The organism is Nonomuraea sp. NPDC049129 (assembly GCF_040648495.1).
Classification (GTDB): domain Bacteria; phylum Actinomycetota; class Actinomycetes; order Streptosporangiales; family Streptosporangiaceae; genus Nonomuraea.
The window spans coordinates 350273-367845 of sequence record NZ_JBEZDU010000010.1 but is presented as its reverse complement, the minus strand read 5'-3'; the positions used below and the strand labels follow the sequence as shown (position 1 = coordinate 367845).

Sequence of the window (17573 nt, the reverse complement as noted above, 5' to 3'; positions counted from 1 at the left end):
TCCCGGGCAGCGCCGGGCTGCTCCACACACCCCGCGCTCAGCACCGCCGGTCAGGGCCGGTTGGTCCACACCTCGCGTTCGGCGCCGTCGGGGTCGTCGGCGATGGTGATCCGCTCGTCGATCAGGGCGGTGGACCGGTTGGCCAGGTTGTATCGGGGCCAGCCCGGGTCGCTCTCGGCGATGAAGCGGACCCAGGCGCCGTGGGTCGTATCGGCGATGACCTGTGGTGGTTCGTCGCCGATGAGGGCATGAGTGGACTTCTCGTCGAGGAGGTCGAACACGTACGGGAGCTCCACCGCGTGGGCGGCGCCGAGGCGGCCGGCGAAGCTCGGCGACTCGTGGTCGAAGCGGTACATCCAGGTGTCGGCCTCGCCGGCCTCAAGGTGTGCCTCGGCGACCCGGATCACCGGAACCCGGATGAAGCAGTCGGTGGTCACGGCGGCGAGCAGGTCCCCGTCGCTCGCTCCCGGCCGGGCTGCCCGATAGAGCTCGATCGTCCCGTCGGGCCCGCCGTAGGCGCCCACGACCGCGGAGAGGATGCGCTCGTCGGCGAGGTCGATCATGCCGGTGGGGACGAGGCCGATCCGGGTGTCGTCGCGGTTCCACCCGGCCAGGAGCCGCACGCCGCTGCCGGCGCCCCTTCTCAGCGCGTCGAGCGGATGGTCGGCGAGGGCGTCGCTGTCGATGACCGGGGCGAAGGGGAGGCTGCCCCACTTGGTCGGATCCGCGACGCTCTGGACCTCCTTGACGAGGGCGGACGCCGCCCGCGTGAGCCGTTCGACTGGCACCTCGCTGAAGGCCTCGCGGGTCGGGGCAACCCCGAGCGACTCAGCCAGCCTTGAGGCGACGCCTGCGGCGCTCTCGGCCGTGAGTGTCTGGGCGGCCGCCCCGCTCTGGGTGATCGCCTGGTGGAACAGGCCTCGGGCACGGGGCATGGCCATGAGGGTGATGATGCTCATGGCCCCGGCGGACTGGCCGGCGACGGTCACCCTCCCCGGATCTCCGCCGAAGGCGGCGATGTTGTCCTGGACCCACTCGAGCGCGGCGATCTGGTCCAGCAGCCCCAGGTTGGCGGTGCCGTCATCCAGGTAGAGAAAGCCCTCGGCACCGAGCCGGTAGTTGATCGTGACGCATACGACCCCGTCGCGGGCGAAGGAGGTGCCGCGGTAGCCGGCGATGGATCCGGACCCCTTCGTGAACATGCCGCCGTGGATCCAGACCAGTACCGGCAATCCGGATGCCTGGCGATCGGGGGTCCACACGTTGAGGTTGAGGCAGTCCTCGCCAGGGATCACGGCCTCCGGGAACAGCGCGGCGCCCTCCGGGTCGTCGTTGTCTTTCGGGCAGGTCGGCCCGTAATCGGTAGCGTCGCGCTCGCCCTCCCACCGCACGGGCGGCTCGGGAGGTCGCATGCGGCGTGGCCCGAAGGGCGGGGCGGCGTACGGGATCCCGAGGAACGCCGCCACTCCCTGGTCATGGCGGCCCCGCAGCCGGCCACTCGACACCTGAACCTCTGGCGCGCTGTCCACGGTCTTCGTTATTACCTCTCCTATCGACGTTCCGGACACGAGGTCGAGCATCACAAGCTCCGGGCCTGGGTGTCTTGGATGAATGTTTCCTTCTGTGGTCCACCAGGGCTCTTGCAGAACATTATCCGCCTGTGTAAATTTATACGCATGGATAAGAAACCGTGGAATCTGGTCCGGTCGCTCTTCGTCGCCGTGCTGGTCATCTCGATCGCGACGCTCGGGGTGGCCGCCGTCATCGGTGGCAACTGGGTGGTCTGGCTGCGCGGCGCCGCCGTGGCCGCCGCCTCCGTCTGGCTCGTGGCTCTGGCGGGGCAGGCCGCACGAGGCAAGCGATCGGCCTACCTGCGCATCCGCTTCATCACCTTCGCCGCGCCCATCGGAATCGTGCTCATCCTCCTCGCGCCGGACAGCGGCTATCCCGACTGGATGAAGGCGGAGCAGGCAGTGGTCGGCGTCCTGGTCGCCGCCGTCGCGGTCATCGTCAACCGTCGTGCCGTACGTGAGGCGTACCCGAAGCGTGGCAAGCTGGGGTGATATGCAGACCTCCGGAACTCGCCGCGAAGCCACCGAGGCCCGCAGAGCCCAGATCGCCTCCGCCACCATCGCCGTGCTCGCCGAGCGCGGCTATGCGGAGACCACGTTCGAGGCCATCTGTGAGCACGCCGGGCTCAGCAGCAAGAGGCTGATCTCCTATCACTTCTCCAACAAGGAGCAGCTTTTCGAGGCCGTTGTGCGTCAGGTCATCACCGACGCGGCCGCCTTCATGCGTCCGACACTGGACGCCGCCTCCGGAGCCGGTGCGCAGTTGGAGGCGTTCATCCGGGCCAACATCGCCTTCATCGCCACCCATCCTGGACACGTGCGCGCGGTGCAGCAGATCGCGCACAACCAGGCGTTCGCGGGTGACCACGAGCGGGACGCCGCGATCGCCAGGCTGGTGGCGCTGTTCACGGACGGGCAGCGTACGGGGGCTTTCCGGGTGTTCGACAGTGTGCTGATGAGTACGGCCCTGCGTGCGTCGATCGACGCGATGGCCGAGCGCATCGTCGACGGCCTTGACCCGGACCACTGCGCGAACGAACTCGTCGAGATCTTCGGCCGGGCGACAAGAGCTGGATTCTAAAAGGTCTTTTCTCCTCGTTCCATTGCTCGCGACAGTGCGGCGAAAGGGCGTGGCGCGACGATGTTCCTCACTCGCACAGGCCGCGGTCTGGGATTGCTCCGCCTATATCGACGTCGCCTACAACACGGCCTCGGCCACGTGTCTCTCAGGGTTCGGGAACTTCCGGGTGCGGGCCGAATGCAATTCCGGGCACTGGCCCTGCACGACCACCATCTGGGGACCATGGATATACCGGCGCAGTGGGCCGGACAGGTTCGTGTCGGAGGTCTCCGGCGACCCGTACGGCTGCAACGTCGCCAGAGCGTGGTACGAGGTCTGATTCGGCCGAGCCCGGCCCTGGCCGCGTTCCTATGGAGGCGCGGGTTACTGGGATTTTCCTCGTTATAAGCGGCGACACGCCCATTTCATAAGAGCTGCTGTCGTATCACCGCTCGCTCCAGGAGTAACCAGTCCGGCCCATAGCATTCCTCACTGAGTCGATGATCTTGACGGCCTGCGTCGCCGTCTTCTGCCCGGCTCTTTTGCGTGGGGTACTGCGACCGGGGGTGGCACATGTCGGAGCGTGAGAAGAAGGCCATGAGGAGGCGTCGGCTGCCCTGCGTCGGGCTGGTCGTCGCCATGGCGGCCGGCTTGGTCTGCGGGGCTGGGGGAGGATCCGGCGCGGAGGCGCGCATGGTCCGTACGGGTACAGCTTTTGCGAGTACAGCTTCTGTGAGTGCGGTATCGGCGGGTACGGGCCGTGCGGAACCGGCGCGGAGCGCGTCGGACTTCGCGGCCCGTGTCGCGGAAGGCACCCGTCGGCAGGCGCGGGAAACCCGCTCGGGAGTGCCGGTCGGCGCTCGGAGGCCCGCTGTCTGCCCGCCGACCTCCGTCATCTGCATAGAGAACAACAAGCCCGGCAACCCCGCCAGCGAATGGGACATCTCGGGGGCGGGCAGCGGCACCATCCAGGGCTATGCGACGCAGATGAGCGTCAATCACGGGGAGACCGTGCTGTTCAAGGTCGACACCGTGGCGACCGACTACCGCCTCGACATCTACCGCATCGGCTATTACGGCGGAATGGGAGCGCGAAAGATAACGACGGTCCAGCCGTCCGCCCCCCTGCCCCAGTCGCAACCCGCATGCGCGGAGGACACGTCGACCGGGCTCATCGACTGCGGGAACTGGGCGGTGTCGGCCTCATGGGCGGTGCCCAGCGACGCCGTCTCGGGGGTCTATATCGCGAAGCTGGTCCGGGAGGACGGAACGACCGGTGCCAGCCACATCATTTTCGTCGTCCGGGACGACACCAGGGGCTCGGACATTCTCGTGCAGACCTCCGACACGACCTGGCAGGCGTACAACAGGTACGGCGGGAACAGCCTCTACTTCGGCAATCCTGTCGGCCGCGCCTACAAGGTGAGTTACAACCGCCCGTTCAAGACGCGCGACCCCTTCTCCATGGACGCCCCGGAGACCTTCTTCTTCAACGCCGAATACCCCATGGTCCGATGGCTTGAGGCCAACGGATATGACGTGAGCTATTTCAGCGGCGTGGACAGCGCCACCCGCGGTCAGGAATTGCTGGAGCACAAGGCGTTCCTCTCCGTCGGGCATGACGAGTACTGGTCGAACCAGATGCGCAACACCGTGGAGACCGCCCGCGACAGCGGCGTGAACGTGGCCTTCTTCTCCGGCAACGAGATCTTCTGGAAGACCAGATGGGAACCGAGCATCACCGGTGCGATGACGCCCTTCCGGACGATCGTCTGCTACAAGGAGACACACGCCAACGCCAAGATCGACCCCAGCCCGGAATGGACCGGGACGTGGCGCGACCCGCGTTTCTCGCCGCCGTCGGACGGAGGCAGGCCGGAGAACCGCGTGAGCGGAACCTTCTTCAGGATCAACGGTATGGTCAACGACGCGATGACCGTTCCGGCGGAGTACGGGCCGCTGCGGTTCTGGCGCAACACGTCCGTGGCAAGCCTGCAACCAGGGCAGACGGCGACGTTCCCGGCGGGAACGCTCGGGTTCGAATGGGATGAGGCCCCGGACAACGACTTCGAGCCGCCGGGGACGGTGCGGCTCGCCCAGACGACGCTGTTCTCGTCCAACAAATACCTGCTCGACTTCGGTAGCACCTACGGTGCCGGGACCGCGACGCACAATCTGACGTTCTCCAAGGCGCCGAGTGGCGCGCTGGTCTTCGGCGCCGGCACGGTCCAGTGGGCGTGGGGCCTGGACAGCGTCCATGACCGGGCGGGCACTCCCACAGATGTCCGGATGCAACAGGCGACGGTCAACATCCTGGCCGACATGAAAGCCCAGCCGGCCAGTCTCCAACCGGGGCTGGTGGCGGCGACGGCGTCGACCGACACCACCCGTCCGACCTCGGCGATCACGGCTCCGGCCGCCGGCGAGAACGTAACCCCAGGAACCATCCAGGTCCTGGGAACGGCGGCCGACACCGGCGGAGGCGTGGTGGGCGCCGTGGAGGTGTCGGTCGACGGCGGCGCCACCTGGCGCCAGGCGACGGGCCGAACCACCTGGCAGTACGCATGGACGATCCAAGGCACCGGTGCCAAGACGATCATGGTGAGGGCGGTCGACGACAGCGGCAACATCCAGTCGCCCGTCACCACGAGGACGGTCAACTCGACCACGGACTGCCCCTGCAGCCTCTGGACGTCGTCCACGGTGCCCTCCGTGCCCGCGGCCGATGACACGAGCCCGGTCGAAGTCGGGGTGAAGTTCCAGACCTCGACGGCGGGCACCGTCTCGGCGGTCAGGTTCTACAAGGGCGCGGGCAACACCGGCACCCACGTCGGGAGCCTGTGGACCAGCGGCGGCCAGTTGCTGGGGAGGGCGACGTTCACCGGTGAGACGGCGACCGGCTGGCAGCAGGTGAACTTCTCGACCCCGGTCCCGGTGAGCGCCAACACCACCTATGTGGCCTCGTACTTCGCGCCCAACGGCGGATACGCCAGGGACGTCTCGTACTTCTCGAACGCGGTCGTGCGGGGTCCTCTCACCGCCCCGGACAGCGCGAGCAGCGGCGGCAACGGCGTGTACACCTACGCGGGGAGCAGCATCTTCCCCAACAAAACGTACATGGCGACCAACTACTGGGTGGACGTCGTCCTCAACACCTCCGGCCCCACGCCAACACCGACGCCCACGCCCACTCCGACGCCCACTCCGACTCCGACGCCGACCCCAACGAACAGCCTGTGGCCTGACTCGTCGGTTCCGGCGACGACGTCGGCGGACGATCCGGTGGCCGTCGCGCTGGGCGTGAAGTTCAGGGCGACGACGAGCGGGAGAATCCTGGGGGTCCGGTTCTACAAGGGGGCGCAGAACACTGGGACCCATACCGGGTACTTGTGGACCAGCGCCGGGGCGCTGCTGGCGTCCGGGACGTTCACCAATGAGACGGCGAGTGGCTGGCAGCGGATGAACTTCGCCACGCCTGTCACGATCGCCGCCAACACCACCTACGTGGTCTCGTACTTCACGACCTCGGGGAACTACGCGGTGGACCGGCAGTATTTCGCCACCCAGTACAACAACGATCCGCTCCTCGCGCTGGCGAGCGGGGCGGGAGGAGGTAACGGCGTCTATCGGTACGGCGCGACGAACGGCTTCCCGACGAAGAGCTACCAGGCCAGCAACTACTGGGTAGACGTGGTGTTCACCGCCGGCACGGGGTAGCCGGCGGGGTAAAGCGCAGGCGGACGCGGGCCGGTGGGACGAGCCGGTCCCGTCCGGCCTGTCGTAGCGTTCCTTCCGGGAGTCGAGTACGCGCGGATGGGGCGGCCGGTGGACGCGGATCGCGATGATGTGGTGGTGGCTGCCGCGCGGGCGGGTGACGAGGCGGCGTTCGCGGTGCTGGTGGAGCGTCATCGGGCGGAGTTGCGGGTGCACTGTTACCGGATGCTGGGCTCGTTCGACGAGGCGGAGGATCTGGTGCAGGAGACGTTCCTGCGGGCCTGGAAGAGCCTTCGTGGGTTCGAGGGGCGCTCGACGTTCCGCGCCTGGCTGTACCGGATCGCGACGAATTGGCGTTCCTGGCCGCGATCCAGCACCTTCCGCCCAGGCAGCGCGCGGTGCTGATCTTGCGTGACGTGCTCGGCTGGCCGGCCAGGCAGGTCGCGGCGCTGCTGGCCGAGGATGTGCGGACGGCGATGCCGCCGTACCCCATGTGGTTCCAGGGACGCGACGCGGTCGTGGCGGCGCTGGCGGCGCACCGATGAGTTCTCGGCCGAACCTCCGTCTCATCAAGGGTCAACCGCTTTGATGGAGGTACGCCGTGAGCAAGCTGCTGTATTCGTGCACCATGTCGCTGGACGGGTTCATCGCGGGGGCAGGCGGTGACATGTCCTGGCTGACCGAGCACATCGGGCCCAATCCGCTGGTGGACGACGTCATCGGCAAGATCGGCGCCCTGCTCGTCGGCAACCGCACCTTCCGCGGCGACGATCCGCACAGGGGCACCGACAAGGAGGGTAAGCCGTTCGGCGGGGGATGGGCCGGACCGCAGTTCGTGCTCACCCACCACGCGCCGGACACGCCGGTGCCGGGTGTCACCTTCGTCGGGGACCTGGACGGCGCCGTCGCCGCCGCCAAGGCCGCCGCGGGCGACAAGTACGTCAACGTCCTCGGCGCCGACACCGCCCGGCAGTGCCTCGAGGCCGATGTGCTCGACGAGATCCTCGTGTTCATCGCGCCCGTCCTGCTCGGCGACGGGGTCCGGCTGTTCGACCGGCCGGGCGGGGCCGACGTCAAGCTCGAACGCCTGAGCCTGACCAGCGCGCCGCAGGCGACGAACCTCTGGTTCCGCGTGCTCTGACAGGGGCAACGTTCCATACTTACCGGAGGCGAAAGAAAGTTTCCAGGGCTACGTTGTCGGGGAAAATTCTTTCCTGATACCTCTTGACCTGGCTCTTCATCACTGGGGAGGGTGGGAAGGCAGAGCCCAGGGTGAAAGGACCCCCATGGTCACTGTCCGCGCGTTCGCCTCGGGGGACGAGGTCTCCCTCATAGACGCCTGGAATCAGAGCATGCCAGGCGACCCCACGACCTCCGGCTGGTTCCGTGACTGCGTGCTGCTCGACCCCAACTTCGACCCCGAGGGGCTGCGGGTCGCCGTGATCGACGGGCGGGTGGCCGGCTGCGCGTACGCCGTGCGCCGGCTGATCCCGCTCGCCCCGGGCACCGACCTGGAGCCGGAGACGGGCTGGATCCCGTTCTTCTTCGTGGCGCCCGAGCACCGGGGGGCCGGGCTCGGGCGGCGGTTGCTCGGCGAGGCGGTCGCCTTCCTCGAAGCCCGGGGCAGGACCAGGATCGACTTCTCCTCCTACACGCCCAACTACGTGCTGCCGGGCGCCGATGCCGCGCTCTACCCCGACGGGTACCGGCTGCTGGAACGGCTGGGGTTCGAGACGCTCTACTCGCCGGTCGCGATGGACCGCACGCTGGTCGGCTACGTGACGCCCGACGAGGTGCGCGCGCTGCGGGCCAAGCGGGAGGGCGAGGGGTACGAGTTCCGCAGCCCGCGTGAAGGGGAGTTACCGGAGCTCATCCGGTTCGCGGCCGACGTCTTCAACCCGGACTGGGGCGAGGCGATCAGGCAGCACCGCGACACCAAACGCATGATCATCGCGAAAAACGCGGAAATAGTCGGGTTCGCGTTATACGGGGCTTACCGGGGGATCCCTGAGAGGTTCGGGCCGTTCGGGGTCGATCCAGGCGAGCGGGGCACCGGGCTCGGCAAGATCCTCCTCCACCTGACCATGACCATGATGCGGGCCGAAGCCCTGCACTCCTCGTGGTTCCTGTGGACGGGCGAGGCGAGCCCGGCCGGTCACCTCTACAGCAGAGCAGGCTACGAGGTGACCAGGCGCTTCCACGTGATGAGGCGGTCGGCGTGACCCATGTGCTCGCCATCGGGGCCCACGCGGGCGACCTGGATCTGACCGCGGGCGCCGGGCTCGCCCAGCACGTCCTGCGCGGCGACCGCGCGACGCTGCTGCACCTCACGCTCGGGAGCGCGGCCACCCACGCCTGTCCATCCCCGAGCGGCAGGCCGAGGAGACGGCGCTCACGCGGTGAGCTCCCGTCAGGTCGGCTCACGCGGGTCGGCTCACCCGTGGTAGCGGCGGGTCAGCTCCGCGGCCGTGGTGGCGACGCGGTCGCGGAGCTCGGTGGGAGCGAGAACCTCGACGTCCGTGCCGAGCCGCAGGAACTCACCCGCCGCGTGCTCGATCGACTCGATCGGGACCGTCACCTGAGTCCAGCCCTCGCCGTCCGGCGGCTGCGCGCTCTCCTTCGCCGCCGCCGAGACCCCGGGCGTCATGAGGTTGGCCAGCAGCCGCATCCCCTGCGGCGACAGCCGGATCACCGCCTCGCCCCACCGCAGCCGGGCCTCGAACTCGGCCAGGTACGCCTGCCAGTAGACGGTCAGGTCGAAGTCGTCGGGCCGGGTGAAGCGCTCGGGCAGCGCGTGCAGGCCGAGGATCTGTGACACCCGGTAGGTACGCACCTGCTCACCGGCCCGCGCCACCAGATACCAGCGCCCGGCCTTGACCACCAGCCCGTACGGCTCCAGCCGCCGCTCGACCTCCTGGGGCGCCTGCCAGCGGCGGTATCTGACCTCCAGGACGCGCTCGTTCCACACAGCGTCGGCCACGGCCGGCAGGTGCGTCACCGGCTGCGCGTCGCGGTACCAGGTCGGGGCGTCCAGGTGGAAGCGCTCCTGGATCCGCCCGGCCCGGTCGCGCAGCTCGACGGGCAGCGCGGCCATCAGCTTGAGCTGCGCGGCCGTCACCACGGCGGCCAATCCCAGCTCGGCCGCGGGACCCGGCAGCCCGGCGAGGAACAACGACTCCGCCTCGTCCGTGGTCAGCCCGGTGAGCCGGGTGCGGTAGCCGTCGAGGAGTTGGTAGCCGCCTTTCGGCCCGGCGTCGCCGTACAGCGGGATGCCCGCGGTGTGCAGCGACTCGACGTCGCGGTAGATCGTCCGTACGGAGACCTCGAGCCGCTCGGCCAGCTCCTGGGCGGTCATGCGGCCGCGCGTCTGCAGCAGCAGGAGGAGAGAGACCAGCCGGGAGGCGCGCATTCACTGACACTACCTGTCAGTGACCCTGCTCTACGTTCGTCCGCATGAACGACTTCGACTTCCTCTCCGGCTCCTGGAACGTCATCAACCGCAGGCTCGTCAAGCCGCTGACAGGTAGTGACGAGTGGGATGAGTTCCCCGGCATCAGTGTGGCCAGCCGCCACTTCGACGGCGCGGCGAGCTTCGACGAGATCAAGTGTCCGGCCAGGGGATTCTCCGGGCTGACCATCCGGATCTTCAACCCCGCGACACAGCAGTGGTCGATCTACTGGGCCAGCACCTCCCGGGGAACGCTCGACACGACGCCCATGGTCGGCGCCTTCGACGGTGACCGGGGCGAGTTCTACGGCGAGGAGCGGTACGACGGCGCGCCGGTGCGCTGCCGGTTCATCTGGACCGTGCGCGGCCCGGACTCCTGCCGGTGGGAGCAGGCCTTCTCGGCGGACGGCGGGCAGACCTGGGAGACCAACTGGACCATGGACTTCACGCGGGCGTGACGCTGTCGAGCACCCCGTCGAGGGCCCGGCGGGCGGCGTCGCCGTCAGGCACCGTGCTGCCGTACACGTAGGAGAGGCCGCCATCGGCGGTGTGCACCGCCACGATGCGGACATAAGCCGGATCCTTGGTGGCGCTCTTGAACACCACCCGGAACGACGCCGTGGCCGCCGGCTGGCCGCCGACCTCCAGCGCCTGGGTGCGCAGGCCGTCCCGGCTGCCCAGGTCGGGCAGGAACCGCCGGGCCGTGTCCAGCGCCACGGCGTCGGCCCTGGCCTGTAACTGCTCGGACGTGGCGGCGCCGCCGATGCCGCCCTGCTGCTGCGGGAAGGCGACCACGACCGCGCCGCCCGCGGCGATGCCCGAGGTGTAGGACGGCCGGTCGGCCTTCGTCCAGCCCTCCGGGATGAGGTAGGACACCTGGGCCTTGGTGTCGGTGATCCGTGCGGGGCCCGATTTGACGGACGACTGCGAGCCCGGTTTGACGGGCGGCTCGACGGTGCTCCGGGCCCACAGGAGGGCGACCACGGCCACGGCGACCACCAGGACCGCCACCCCGCCGACCACGATCACCCACCACCAGCCCGACTTCGGCGGCTTGGCCTCGTACTGGGGGACGTCGGGGAGCATGTCGGGGGTGTAGGGCAGGCGCTGCGTGTAAGGGCTCTGGCCGGGTTCCTGGCGGGGTGGCTCGGGTTGCGGCCAGCGGTGCCTGATGGTCCGGTTGGGGTCGGGGCCGGGCTGATCCGGCTGCTCTGGAGTCATGATCCCCTCGGACGCGGCGCAGAGAGCTTTATCCAGACATTGTCACATTCCTAGGCGATCGGGCGGCTGGTTAGCCTTGCGGGTTCTGCCAGCCGGGCCGCTCGGGGTTCTGCCAGCCGGGCTGCGGGGCCGAGGGCGGCTGCGGCGGGGACTGCGGCTGCCACTCGGGCGGCGACTGGGACTGCCGCTGCCACTCCGACTGCTGAGGCTGCTGCCAGCCCTGTGGCTGCTGGGGTTGCTGCCAGCCCGGCGTCTGCTGCGGCTGGGCCGGGGTGCGGCGGGCGACCACGGCCCAGATCAGCAATCCCACACCGACGGCGGTGATGAGCGTGCCGATCGCGTCTATCACGAACAGCACTATGGGGAACGAGTCGGAGCCGATCGCGCGAGCCAGGCTGTCCAACGTGAAAATGCGCACGATGCTGTAGAGCTCGCCGAACAGGAGCACGAAGCAGCCGAACATCCCCAAGGTGGCCGCCCGGCCGTGCTCCGCCTTCGCCTTGGCTGTCAGCACGACGCCCACGATCAGCAGGCCGCTCATCAGCAGCGCGAGGATGGTGTACAGAACTTGGGAAAGCATATGTCCCAATCTTTCGGCTCAGGCGCGCAGTACGCATTTCGCACGTTCTCTTGTCGAGACGCGACCTTACGGGGATTGACGCGCGCTTTCCACCGCCCGGGTGATCGAACGGAGATCCAGGTCGCCCTGGTAGCGGACGCCGTTCAGGAACAGCGTGGGCGTCCCGCGGACGCCGCTCGCGCGGCCCGACTCCTCGTCCCGGTCGACCCGCGCGGCCTGCGCGGGCACGTCGGGCCACGGCTCGACGTCCAGTTCGGCGGCGTAGCGGGCCAGGTCGGTGTCGGTCAGGAAGCGCTGGTTGTCGAAGAGGGTGTCGTGCATCTCCCAGAACCGGCCCTCCATCGCCGCGGCCTCGGCGACCACCGCGGCGGGAAAGGCCCGAGGATGTATGGTCCGCAGCGGGAAGTGCCTGAACACCAGGCGCACGTCGGCGGACTTCCGCAGCAGCTCGCTCAGGACCGGATGGAGAGCTCCGCAGTAGGGGCACTCGAAGTCGCCGTACTCCACGATCGTTACCCGCGCGTCCGCCGGCCCCCGTACGTGGTCGTCGGGTCCCACGGGCTCGGTCAGCAACTCGGGTAGCTCCTCCTCCGGCTCGGCGTCGGGAGGCGCGCACACCCCGCCGCGGTCCCAGGCCATCCGGAAGATCGCCCCGCCCATCAGCGCCGCCAGCAGCGACCCGGCCAGGATGCCGATCTTCGCCTGGCTCTGCACCGCCGGGTCGTCGAAGGCCAGGTCCACGATGAACAGCGCCACCGTGAACCCGATGCCGGACACCGCCGCCCCGCCCAGCAACTGTCCCCAGACCAGGTTGCCGGGCAGGATCCCCCAGCCGGACTTCAGCGGCAGCCAGGTGCCCAGCGAGATGCCGACGAATTTCCCCAGCAGCAGCCCGGCCGCCACTCCGATCGTGATGGGCGAGGTCAAGGCCGTGCGCAGCGTCTCGGCGTCGAGCCGGACACCCGCGTTGGCCAGCGCGAAGATCGGCACGATCACATAGCTGCTCCAGGGGTGCAGCAGGAGTTGCAGCCGCTCGTTGACGGACACGGCCCGCCGCAGCGTGCGCGCCGCCACCCTGGCCGCCTCGGGGCTCGGGTCGCTGGTGAACTCGTGTACGGCCTCGTCGGCGCGGAGCAGCTTGCGGTCGCTGGGCGCGTACACGAACACCAGGATGCCCAGCGCGATGCCGATCAGCGTCGGATGCACGCCGCTCTCCAGCGTGGCCACCCACAGCGCGAACCCGAGCACGATGTACGCGGGCGCCCGCCAGATCCTCAGCCACCGCAGCGTCACGATCGCCGCCAGCAGCGCCGCCGCGACCACCAGGGCGATGACGTCCAGGCTCTCGGTGTAGAAGAGCGCGATGATGATGATCGCCAGCACGTCGTCGACGATCGCCAGCGTCAGCAGGAACACCCGCAACGGCTCCGGGCACCGCGCTCCCACGATGGCGAGCATGCCGAGCACGAACGCGGTGTCGGTGGCGATCGGCACCCCCCACCCACCGGCCGCGGGCCCACCCGCGTTCAGCGCGAGATAGACACCGGCGGGCACCATCATCCCGCCCAGCGCCGCGAGCGCGGGCACCGCGATCAGCCGCCGATCCCGCAACTGGCCGAGCCGCGCCTCGTAGGAGATCTCCAGGCCGATGACGAAGAAGAAGATGGTCATGAGGCCGTCGTTGACCCAGTGGCGCAGGTCGAGCTCGAACGTGGCGCTGCCGAACGACAGGCCCATGTTGGTGTGCCAGAAGGATTCGTACGTGCCGCCCCAGGGGGAGTTGGCCCACAGCAGGGCAAGCAGGGTGGCCGCCAGCAGCACGCTGGTGCTGCCGGTCTCGGTCTTGAAGAACGCCCGCAACATGTAGACCCCCGGCGTCCGATGATAGGCGGCGCGCGGGTGAGACCGAAGATGGGCGGCGAGGTCCGCCTCGCATGGGCCGCCCCACCGCGCTTCAGGGGTGGAGCGGCTGGTCGGAGCACTTCCGGGGTGGTGAGGGGGCTGCTCGGGACAGGAGCCGCGCCGCTACCGGATGCTCACGAGTTCGGGGTGGGCGTGGGGGTCGGGGTCGGGGTCGGGGTCTCGGAGGTTGTCGGGGTCGGGTCGATGGTCGGGGTGTCTGTGGGGGTCTCGGGTGGGGTCACGGTTTCGGTGGGTGTGGGGCAGGCGGTCGGGGTACGCCAGGTCGGCGGGTTCATCCACGACTGCTTCGACTGCCACCAGCCGTGGCCGCGCCAGAAGTTCTTGGTGGGCCTCGACAGGTCGAAGACGTAAGCGGCTGTCGCTGTCGCGGTCGCTGTTGGTGCGGTCGTCTCGGTGGGCGCCAATGTCGCCGTGACTGTGGGCGTCACGGTCGGCGTCTCGGCGGGCGTTTCGGTGGGCGTTTGGGCCGGTGTCTCTGTTGGGGTTTCGGTCGGTGTTTCGGTCGGTGTCTCTGTGGGTGTTTCTGGGGGCGGCGTTGTGCCCGTGTCCTCATTGGCGGTGGCGGTCACCGATACCCAGTCGCCCTCCTTGACCTTGCTGGTCCCACGGCGTCCCGCGATCGTGCGGGTGGACTCGCTGATCGCGTACACCTTCTCGAAGCCGTCCTGGCTCTTCACGGTGATGGAGTCCTCGGCGACGGCGGTCGCCTGCCCGGTCTGGGCGAGCAGCGTGACGACGCCGCAACCGTCCTTGGTCGCCACCGCGAACTCGCCGTGCATCGCACCGACGAAGCCCCAAGGGCTGATGGGCGGCAACTCGGTCGCTGTGGGGGTTTCTGTGGGTGTCTCGGTCGGGGTCTCGGTAGGTGTCTCGCTGATTGTCGGCGTGGGAGTCGGCGTCTCCGTCGGCGTTCCCGACGCCGCGGCGGCCACTCCGATCCCGCTCGTCGCCACCATGGCGATGGTCGCGGCAACGATCAGCGGCCGTGGGACGCGCCTGCGCGGCGCGTCCGGTCCGATCGACAGGTCCTCGTTTGGGTGGTCAGAACGCGTTGGCGTCACTATGTCCTCCAGCTGAGTTGCTCCGATTCAATCCCGGCGGGTCTAAACCGGAAGTAAGCCGGACGGCAGTCACATGTGCCCCGTAGTGCCATCGCGTACCACTGGAAACGGAGAACCGCAGGTGACGGCCCGTTTGGCGCAACTAAGCTAATAATTGATGAACAGGGCCACGCGGCCCCGATTGAGTCGCGAAACGATGATCGAGACGGCGCTGCGGCTGCTCGACGGTACGGCCTCCACCCTTCAGGCTTCCGGACAGCAATGAGCCCAGGCCCCGCGCGGCCCGGGCTCATTGGGTCATTTCCCTACCGGGTGATCTTGACGTCGTCCACGCCCGCCTCGACCAGGCTGGCCCCTGACGCGTCGGCGGCCTCGATCACGATGCGGACGCTCTGCCCGGCGAAGGCGGAGACGTCGGCGGTGGCCGTACTCCAGGCGGCGTCGCGGTTGCTCGCGGCCCCCAGCTGCTGGAACACCGTGCTGGAAGTGTTCCCCACCACCCTGACGCGGAAGAAGTCGGCGCTGGAGGCGTTGCTGCCGTGCGCGAGATACCACGAGAGCGACAGCTTGAGCGTCCCGCCGGTCGGCAGGGTGATCGCCGGTGACTGGATCGAGGTGGTGCCGCCGTCCAGATCGTTCTCGCCCGCACTGGCCCCGGCCAGTCTGCCGGTGACCAGGTCGTTCGTGCCGCTCACCGTGGTGCCGAGCTGCTTGGTGCCGCTGGAGGTCGTCGCCTCCGGGTCGCCGCGCTCCCACTGGCCGGTGGTCGCGGTGTCGGTGCCACCGGCGTTGGTGACCCAGCCGTTGGCGGTCTCGAACGTGTCCGACCAGACGGTCACGGGCGGTGTGGCGGTGGCGATCGTCCAGACGGAGTAGGCGATGGCGTCGGCGTTGCGGTCGAGCGCGGTGTCGTTGATGTTGGCGGTCGTGTCGCAGGACCGGTGGTAGCAGGAGTCGAACGCCTGGCCCGCCGTACCGCCCCAGAGCTGCGCCTGCGCGCTCGACTTGATCCCCTCGGCGCCGGTGAACGTGCCGCCCGCCGCGATGCCGACGGCGATGAACGGGCCGTAGTCGGAGCGGCCGTCGAAGTCGGTGCCGCGGGTCGGGACGCCGATGGAGGAGAAGTACGCCGCCAGGGTCTGTTCCAGCTGCGCCGATCCGGCCGGGCCCGGCCCGGAGCCGGTGCCGTCGGAGTTGTCGCCGTCGTAGAGGAAGTAGCCGGGGTTGGGGGAGCCGACCATGTCGAAGTTCAGGTACGCCTTGATCTTGGTACGTTCGGCGGCCGGCAGGTTGTTCACGTAGAACTGCGAGCCGCGCAGCCCCAGCTCCTCGGCGCCCCACCAGGCGAAGCGCAGGTGCTTCGTGGGCTGCAGCGCCTGGCGCGAGACCTCCAGCGCGACCTCCAGGATCGACGCCGAGCCCGAGCCGTTGTCGTTGATGCCGGGTCCGGCGGTGACGCTGTCGAGGTGGGAGCCGATCATGAGGATGTCGTTGGGGTCGCCGCCCGGCCAGTCGGCGATCACGTTGTAGCCGGTGGCGCCGTTGTAGGTGAACGACTGCAGCGTCGTGGTGTATCCGGCGGCGTCGAGCTGGCCCTTCACGTAGTTGGCCGAGGCCAGGTAGCCGGGCCGGCCGTGCGCGCGGGTGCCGCCGTTGTTGGTGGCGATCGTCTGCAGCTGCGTCAGGTGGGCCTTGACGTTGGTGAGGGAGATGTTCGGTGGTGCCGCCGCGACGGCCGCTGGTGTGGGCGCGCTGAGCGCCAGGGGTAAGGCCAGCGCGAGAGTGCCTAATGCCGCGAGGAGCTTCATCGGGGGTCCTCCGTGGGGGGTGGACAGAGGTCAGGTCGCTAGATCCCGTTCTGGGATGTTTGGCAGGCGCGGACAGCCCGTAAACAGCCGCGCTGCCTGAACGTAACTAGCGGACTTGATCCTGAGAAGACCCATTTGTCACAGAAGTTCACATGGGGACGGCCAGAGGGCGAGTGTCAGGCCCGTACGGAAACGACCGTGCGGGCCTGGCCGCCGTTCCGGCAGTAGACGATCACCGGGTACGTACCTGTTCGGGCGGCCCTGAACGACGGCGTCCAGGCGGCGGCCGACGCCGGAGCGAACGCCTGGCGCGGGCTGAAGGCGCCGGAGGCCACGCCGCGTACCTTGGACCCACCGCACACCGCCGTGACCGTCACCTGCCCGCCCACCCTGACCGAGGCGGGGCTGACCCCGGCACCCGCGTTGATCGCCGACAGGGCGATGCCGCCGGGCTGCTGGGCCGGCGGAGCGCTGGTCGGCTGCGTGGTGGGCTTGCTGGTCGGGGCAGAGGTGGGGGCGGTGGTCGGGGTGGTCGTGCCGCCGCCGAAGGTCACGTCCGAGCAGGAGTAGAACGCCTCGGGGCTGTCGCTGCGCTGCCAGATGGAGTAGATCAGGTGGCGGCCCTGCTTGGCGGGCAGCTTGCCCTGGAGGTTGTAGGCGCCGTCCGTCAGCGCGGGATCGCGCTGGGTGAGGAACGGCTTCGACTCCAGGTCCGACCACTTGAGCGGCTTCGACGGGTCATAGCCGTCCTTGGTGACGTACAGCTCGAAGGAGCCCTTGTGCGGAGCGGTCGACCGGTAGCGGAAGGTGAACGAGGCGCCGCTCGACATGCTGGTGGCGGGCCAGTCGGCGCGTGCCTGGTCGAAGCCGCGGTACTTGTCGCGGCCCGCGCTGCACAGCTTGCCGTCCGGGATGAGCTCGCGGTGCCTGCCCGCGGCGTTCGCCAGGTTGACCTCGTTCCAGTCGTAGAGCGGCTGGGTGCCGCCGAGTTCCACGGCCTTCTTGCAGGCGGCGGACTTGGGGCTCTCCGGGTTCTCGTTGTAGCAGACCAGGGTCCGGCTGGGCGGGTTGTTCATGGTGCCGTGGGCGTTGGCGACACCGGGCGCGACGGTCAGGACGAGCAGCGTGGGAACGGTGAGGGTGGCGGCGGCGAGCGCCTTGCGCTTGATCTGCATGTAGATCACGTT

The 17573-nt window shown here is 69.0% G+C and carries 15 protein-coding genes and 1 pseudogene; 7 read left to right on the top strand and 9 right to left on the bottom strand.

What is annotated here, in order from left to right; translation table 11 throughout:
* Window positions 1–50: 50 nt before the first annotated feature.
* A complete protein-coding gene (locus AB0B64_RS31525) occupies window positions 51–1580 on the bottom strand; it encodes a carboxylesterase/lipase family protein (RefSeq protein WP_358181252.1) in 1530 nt (509 codons plus the stop codon).
* A gap of 96 nt (window positions 1581–1676) precedes the next feature.
* Between AB0B64_RS31525 and AB0B64_RS31520 the strand changes: the two genes are divergently transcribed.
* From AB0B64_RS31520 to AB0B64_RS31495, 6 genes and pseudogenes are all read left to right on the top strand, one after another.
* Entirely contained in the window at window positions 1677–2063 is a 387-nt protein-coding gene (locus AB0B64_RS31520) for a hypothetical protein (RefSeq protein ID WP_357939821.1), read from the top strand.
* 1 nt (window position 2064) lies between these two features.
* The gene (locus AB0B64_RS31515) at window positions 2065–2652 is read left to right on the top strand and encodes a TetR/AcrR family transcriptional regulator (protein WP_357939823.1); all 588 of its coding nucleotides are present in this window, start codon (window positions 2065–2067) and stop codon (window positions 2650–2652) included.
* A 711-nt stretch (window positions 2653–3363) separates the two neighbouring features.
* Window positions 3364–6348, top strand: coding sequence for a DUF4082 domain-containing protein (locus AB0B64_RS31510; protein WP_358181255.1), 2985 nt, complete (start codon window positions 3364–3366; stop codon window positions 6346–6348).
* 222 nt (window positions 6349–6570) lie between these two features.
* Window positions 6571–6800: pseudogene (locus AB0B64_RS31505) on the top strand (sigma factor); the annotation flags it as partial.
* 146 nt (window positions 6801–6946) lie between these two features.
* Window positions 6947–7486 carry a dihydrofolate reductase family protein gene (locus tag AB0B64_RS31500; RefSeq protein ID WP_357939827.1) on the top strand — a complete coding sequence of 180 codons (540 nt, stop codon included), beginning with the start codon at window positions 6947–6949 and terminating at the stop codon, window positions 7484–7486.
* 145 nt (window positions 7487–7631) lie between these two features.
* Window positions 7632–8567 carry a GNAT family N-acetyltransferase gene (locus tag AB0B64_RS31495; protein ID WP_358181258.1) on the top strand — a complete coding sequence of 312 codons (936 nt, stop codon included), beginning with the start codon at window positions 7632–7634 and terminating at the stop codon, window positions 8565–8567.
* On the opposite strand, the gene AB0B64_RS31490 is transcribed toward AB0B64_RS31495, so the two are convergent.
* Both AB0B64_RS31490 and AB0B64_RS31485 read right to left on the bottom strand, forming a co-directional pair.
* The gene (locus tag AB0B64_RS31490; protein ID WP_358181261.1) at window positions 8522–8698 is read right to left on the bottom strand and encodes a hypothetical protein; all 177 of its coding nucleotides are present in this window, start codon (window positions 8696–8698) and stop codon (window positions 8522–8524) included. The two genes, AB0B64_RS31495 and AB0B64_RS31490, sit on opposite strands and share 46 nt — an antisense overlap.
* Before the next feature lie 81 nt (window positions 8699–8779).
* Complete coding sequence (locus tag AB0B64_RS31485; RefSeq protein ID WP_358181264.1) at window positions 8780–9754, bottom strand: YafY family protein; 975 nt, start codon at window positions 9752–9754, stop codon at window positions 8780–8782.
* A gap of 44 nt (window positions 9755–9798) precedes the next feature.
* On the opposite strand from AB0B64_RS31485, the gene AB0B64_RS31480 reads away from it, so the two are divergent.
* Window positions 9799–10251 carry a hypothetical protein gene (locus AB0B64_RS31480; protein WP_358181267.1) on the top strand — a complete coding sequence of 151 codons (453 nt, stop codon included), beginning with the start codon at window positions 9799–9801 and terminating at the stop codon, window positions 10249–10251.
* Here AB0B64_RS31480 and AB0B64_RS31475 read toward each other — a convergent pair.
* The 6 genes from AB0B64_RS31475 to AB0B64_RS31450 form a co-directional block, all read right to left on the bottom strand.
* Window positions 10238–11014, bottom strand: a complete 777-nt coding sequence (locus tag AB0B64_RS31475; RefSeq protein ID WP_358181270.1) for a hypothetical protein — start codon at window positions 11012–11014, stop codon at window positions 10238–10240. The genes AB0B64_RS31480 and AB0B64_RS31475 overlap by 14 nt on opposite strands.
* A gap of 70 nt (window positions 11015–11084) precedes the next feature.
* Complete coding sequence (locus AB0B64_RS31470; RefSeq protein WP_358181273.1) at window positions 11085–11594, bottom strand: hypothetical protein; 510 nt, start codon at window positions 11592–11594, stop codon at window positions 11085–11087.
* Window positions 11595–11660: 66 nt separating this feature from the next.
* Entirely contained in the window at window positions 11661–13457 is a 1797-nt protein-coding gene (nhaA, locus tag AB0B64_RS31465) for a Na+/H+ antiporter NhaA (RefSeq protein WP_358181276.1), read from the bottom strand.
* 173 nt (window positions 13458–13630) lie between these two features.
* On the bottom strand, window positions 13631–14578 hold the full coding sequence (locus tag AB0B64_RS31460) for a hypothetical protein (protein WP_358181279.1): 948 nt from the start codon (window positions 14576–14578) through the stop codon (window positions 13631–13633).
* Window positions 14579–14883: 305 nt separating this feature from the next.
* Window positions 14884–16386: a M28 family metallopeptidase gene (locus AB0B64_RS31455; protein WP_358181282.1), complete on the bottom strand. Its 1503-nt coding sequence runs from the start codon at window positions 16384–16386 to the stop codon at window positions 14884–14886.
* A gap of 176 nt (window positions 16387–16562) precedes the next feature.
* On the bottom strand, window positions 16563–17561 hold the full coding sequence (locus tag AB0B64_RS31450) for a lytic polysaccharide monooxygenase (protein WP_358181513.1): 999 nt from the start codon (window positions 17559–17561) through the stop codon (window positions 16563–16565).
* Between the last annotated feature and the right edge of the window lie 12 nt (window positions 17562–17573).

Excerpts from the sequence above, each read along its gene's own strand:
- AB0B64_RS31525 (WP_358181252.1), bottom strand. The coding sequence starts at position 1,580 with ATGCTCGACCTCGTGTCCGGAACGTCGATAGGAGAGGTAATAACGAAG.
- AB0B64_RS31520 (WP_357939821.1), top strand. The coding sequence starts at position 1,677 with ATGGATAAGAAACCGTGGAATCTGGTCCGGTCGCTCTTCGTCGCCGTG.
- AB0B64_RS31515 (WP_357939823.1), top strand. The coding sequence starts at position 2,065 with ATGCAGACCTCCGGAACTCGCCGCGAAGCCACCGAGGCCCGCAGAGCC.
- AB0B64_RS31495 (WP_358181258.1), top strand. The coding sequence starts at position 7,632 with ATGGTCACTGTCCGCGCGTTCGCCTCGGGGGACGAGGTCTCCCTCATA.
- AB0B64_RS31485 (WP_358181264.1), bottom strand. The coding sequence starts at position 9,754 with ATGCGCGCCTCCCGGCTGGTCTCTCTCCTCCTGCTGCTGCAGACGCGC.
- AB0B64_RS31480 (WP_358181267.1), top strand. The coding sequence starts at position 9,799 with ATGAACGACTTCGACTTCCTCTCCGGCTCCTGGAACGTCATCAACCGC.
- AB0B64_RS31475 (WP_358181270.1), bottom strand. The coding sequence starts at position 11,014 with ATGACTCCAGAGCAGCCGGATCAGCCCGGCCCCGACCCCAACCGGACC.
- AB0B64_RS31470 (WP_358181273.1), bottom strand. The coding sequence starts at position 11,594 with ATGCTTTCCCAAGTTCTGTACACCATCCTCGCGCTGCTGATGAGCGGC.
- nhaA (WP_358181276.1), bottom strand. The coding sequence starts at position 13,457 with ATGTTGCGGGCGTTCTTCAAGACCGAGACCGGCAGCACCAGCGTGCTG.
- AB0B64_RS31455 (WP_358181282.1), bottom strand. The coding sequence starts at position 16,386 with ATGAAGCTCCTCGCGGCATTAGGCACTCTCGCGCTGGCCTTACCCCTG.
- AB0B64_RS31450 (WP_358181513.1), bottom strand. The coding sequence starts at position 17,561 with ATGCAGATCAAGCGCAAGGCGCTCGCCGCCGCCACCCTCACCGTTCCC.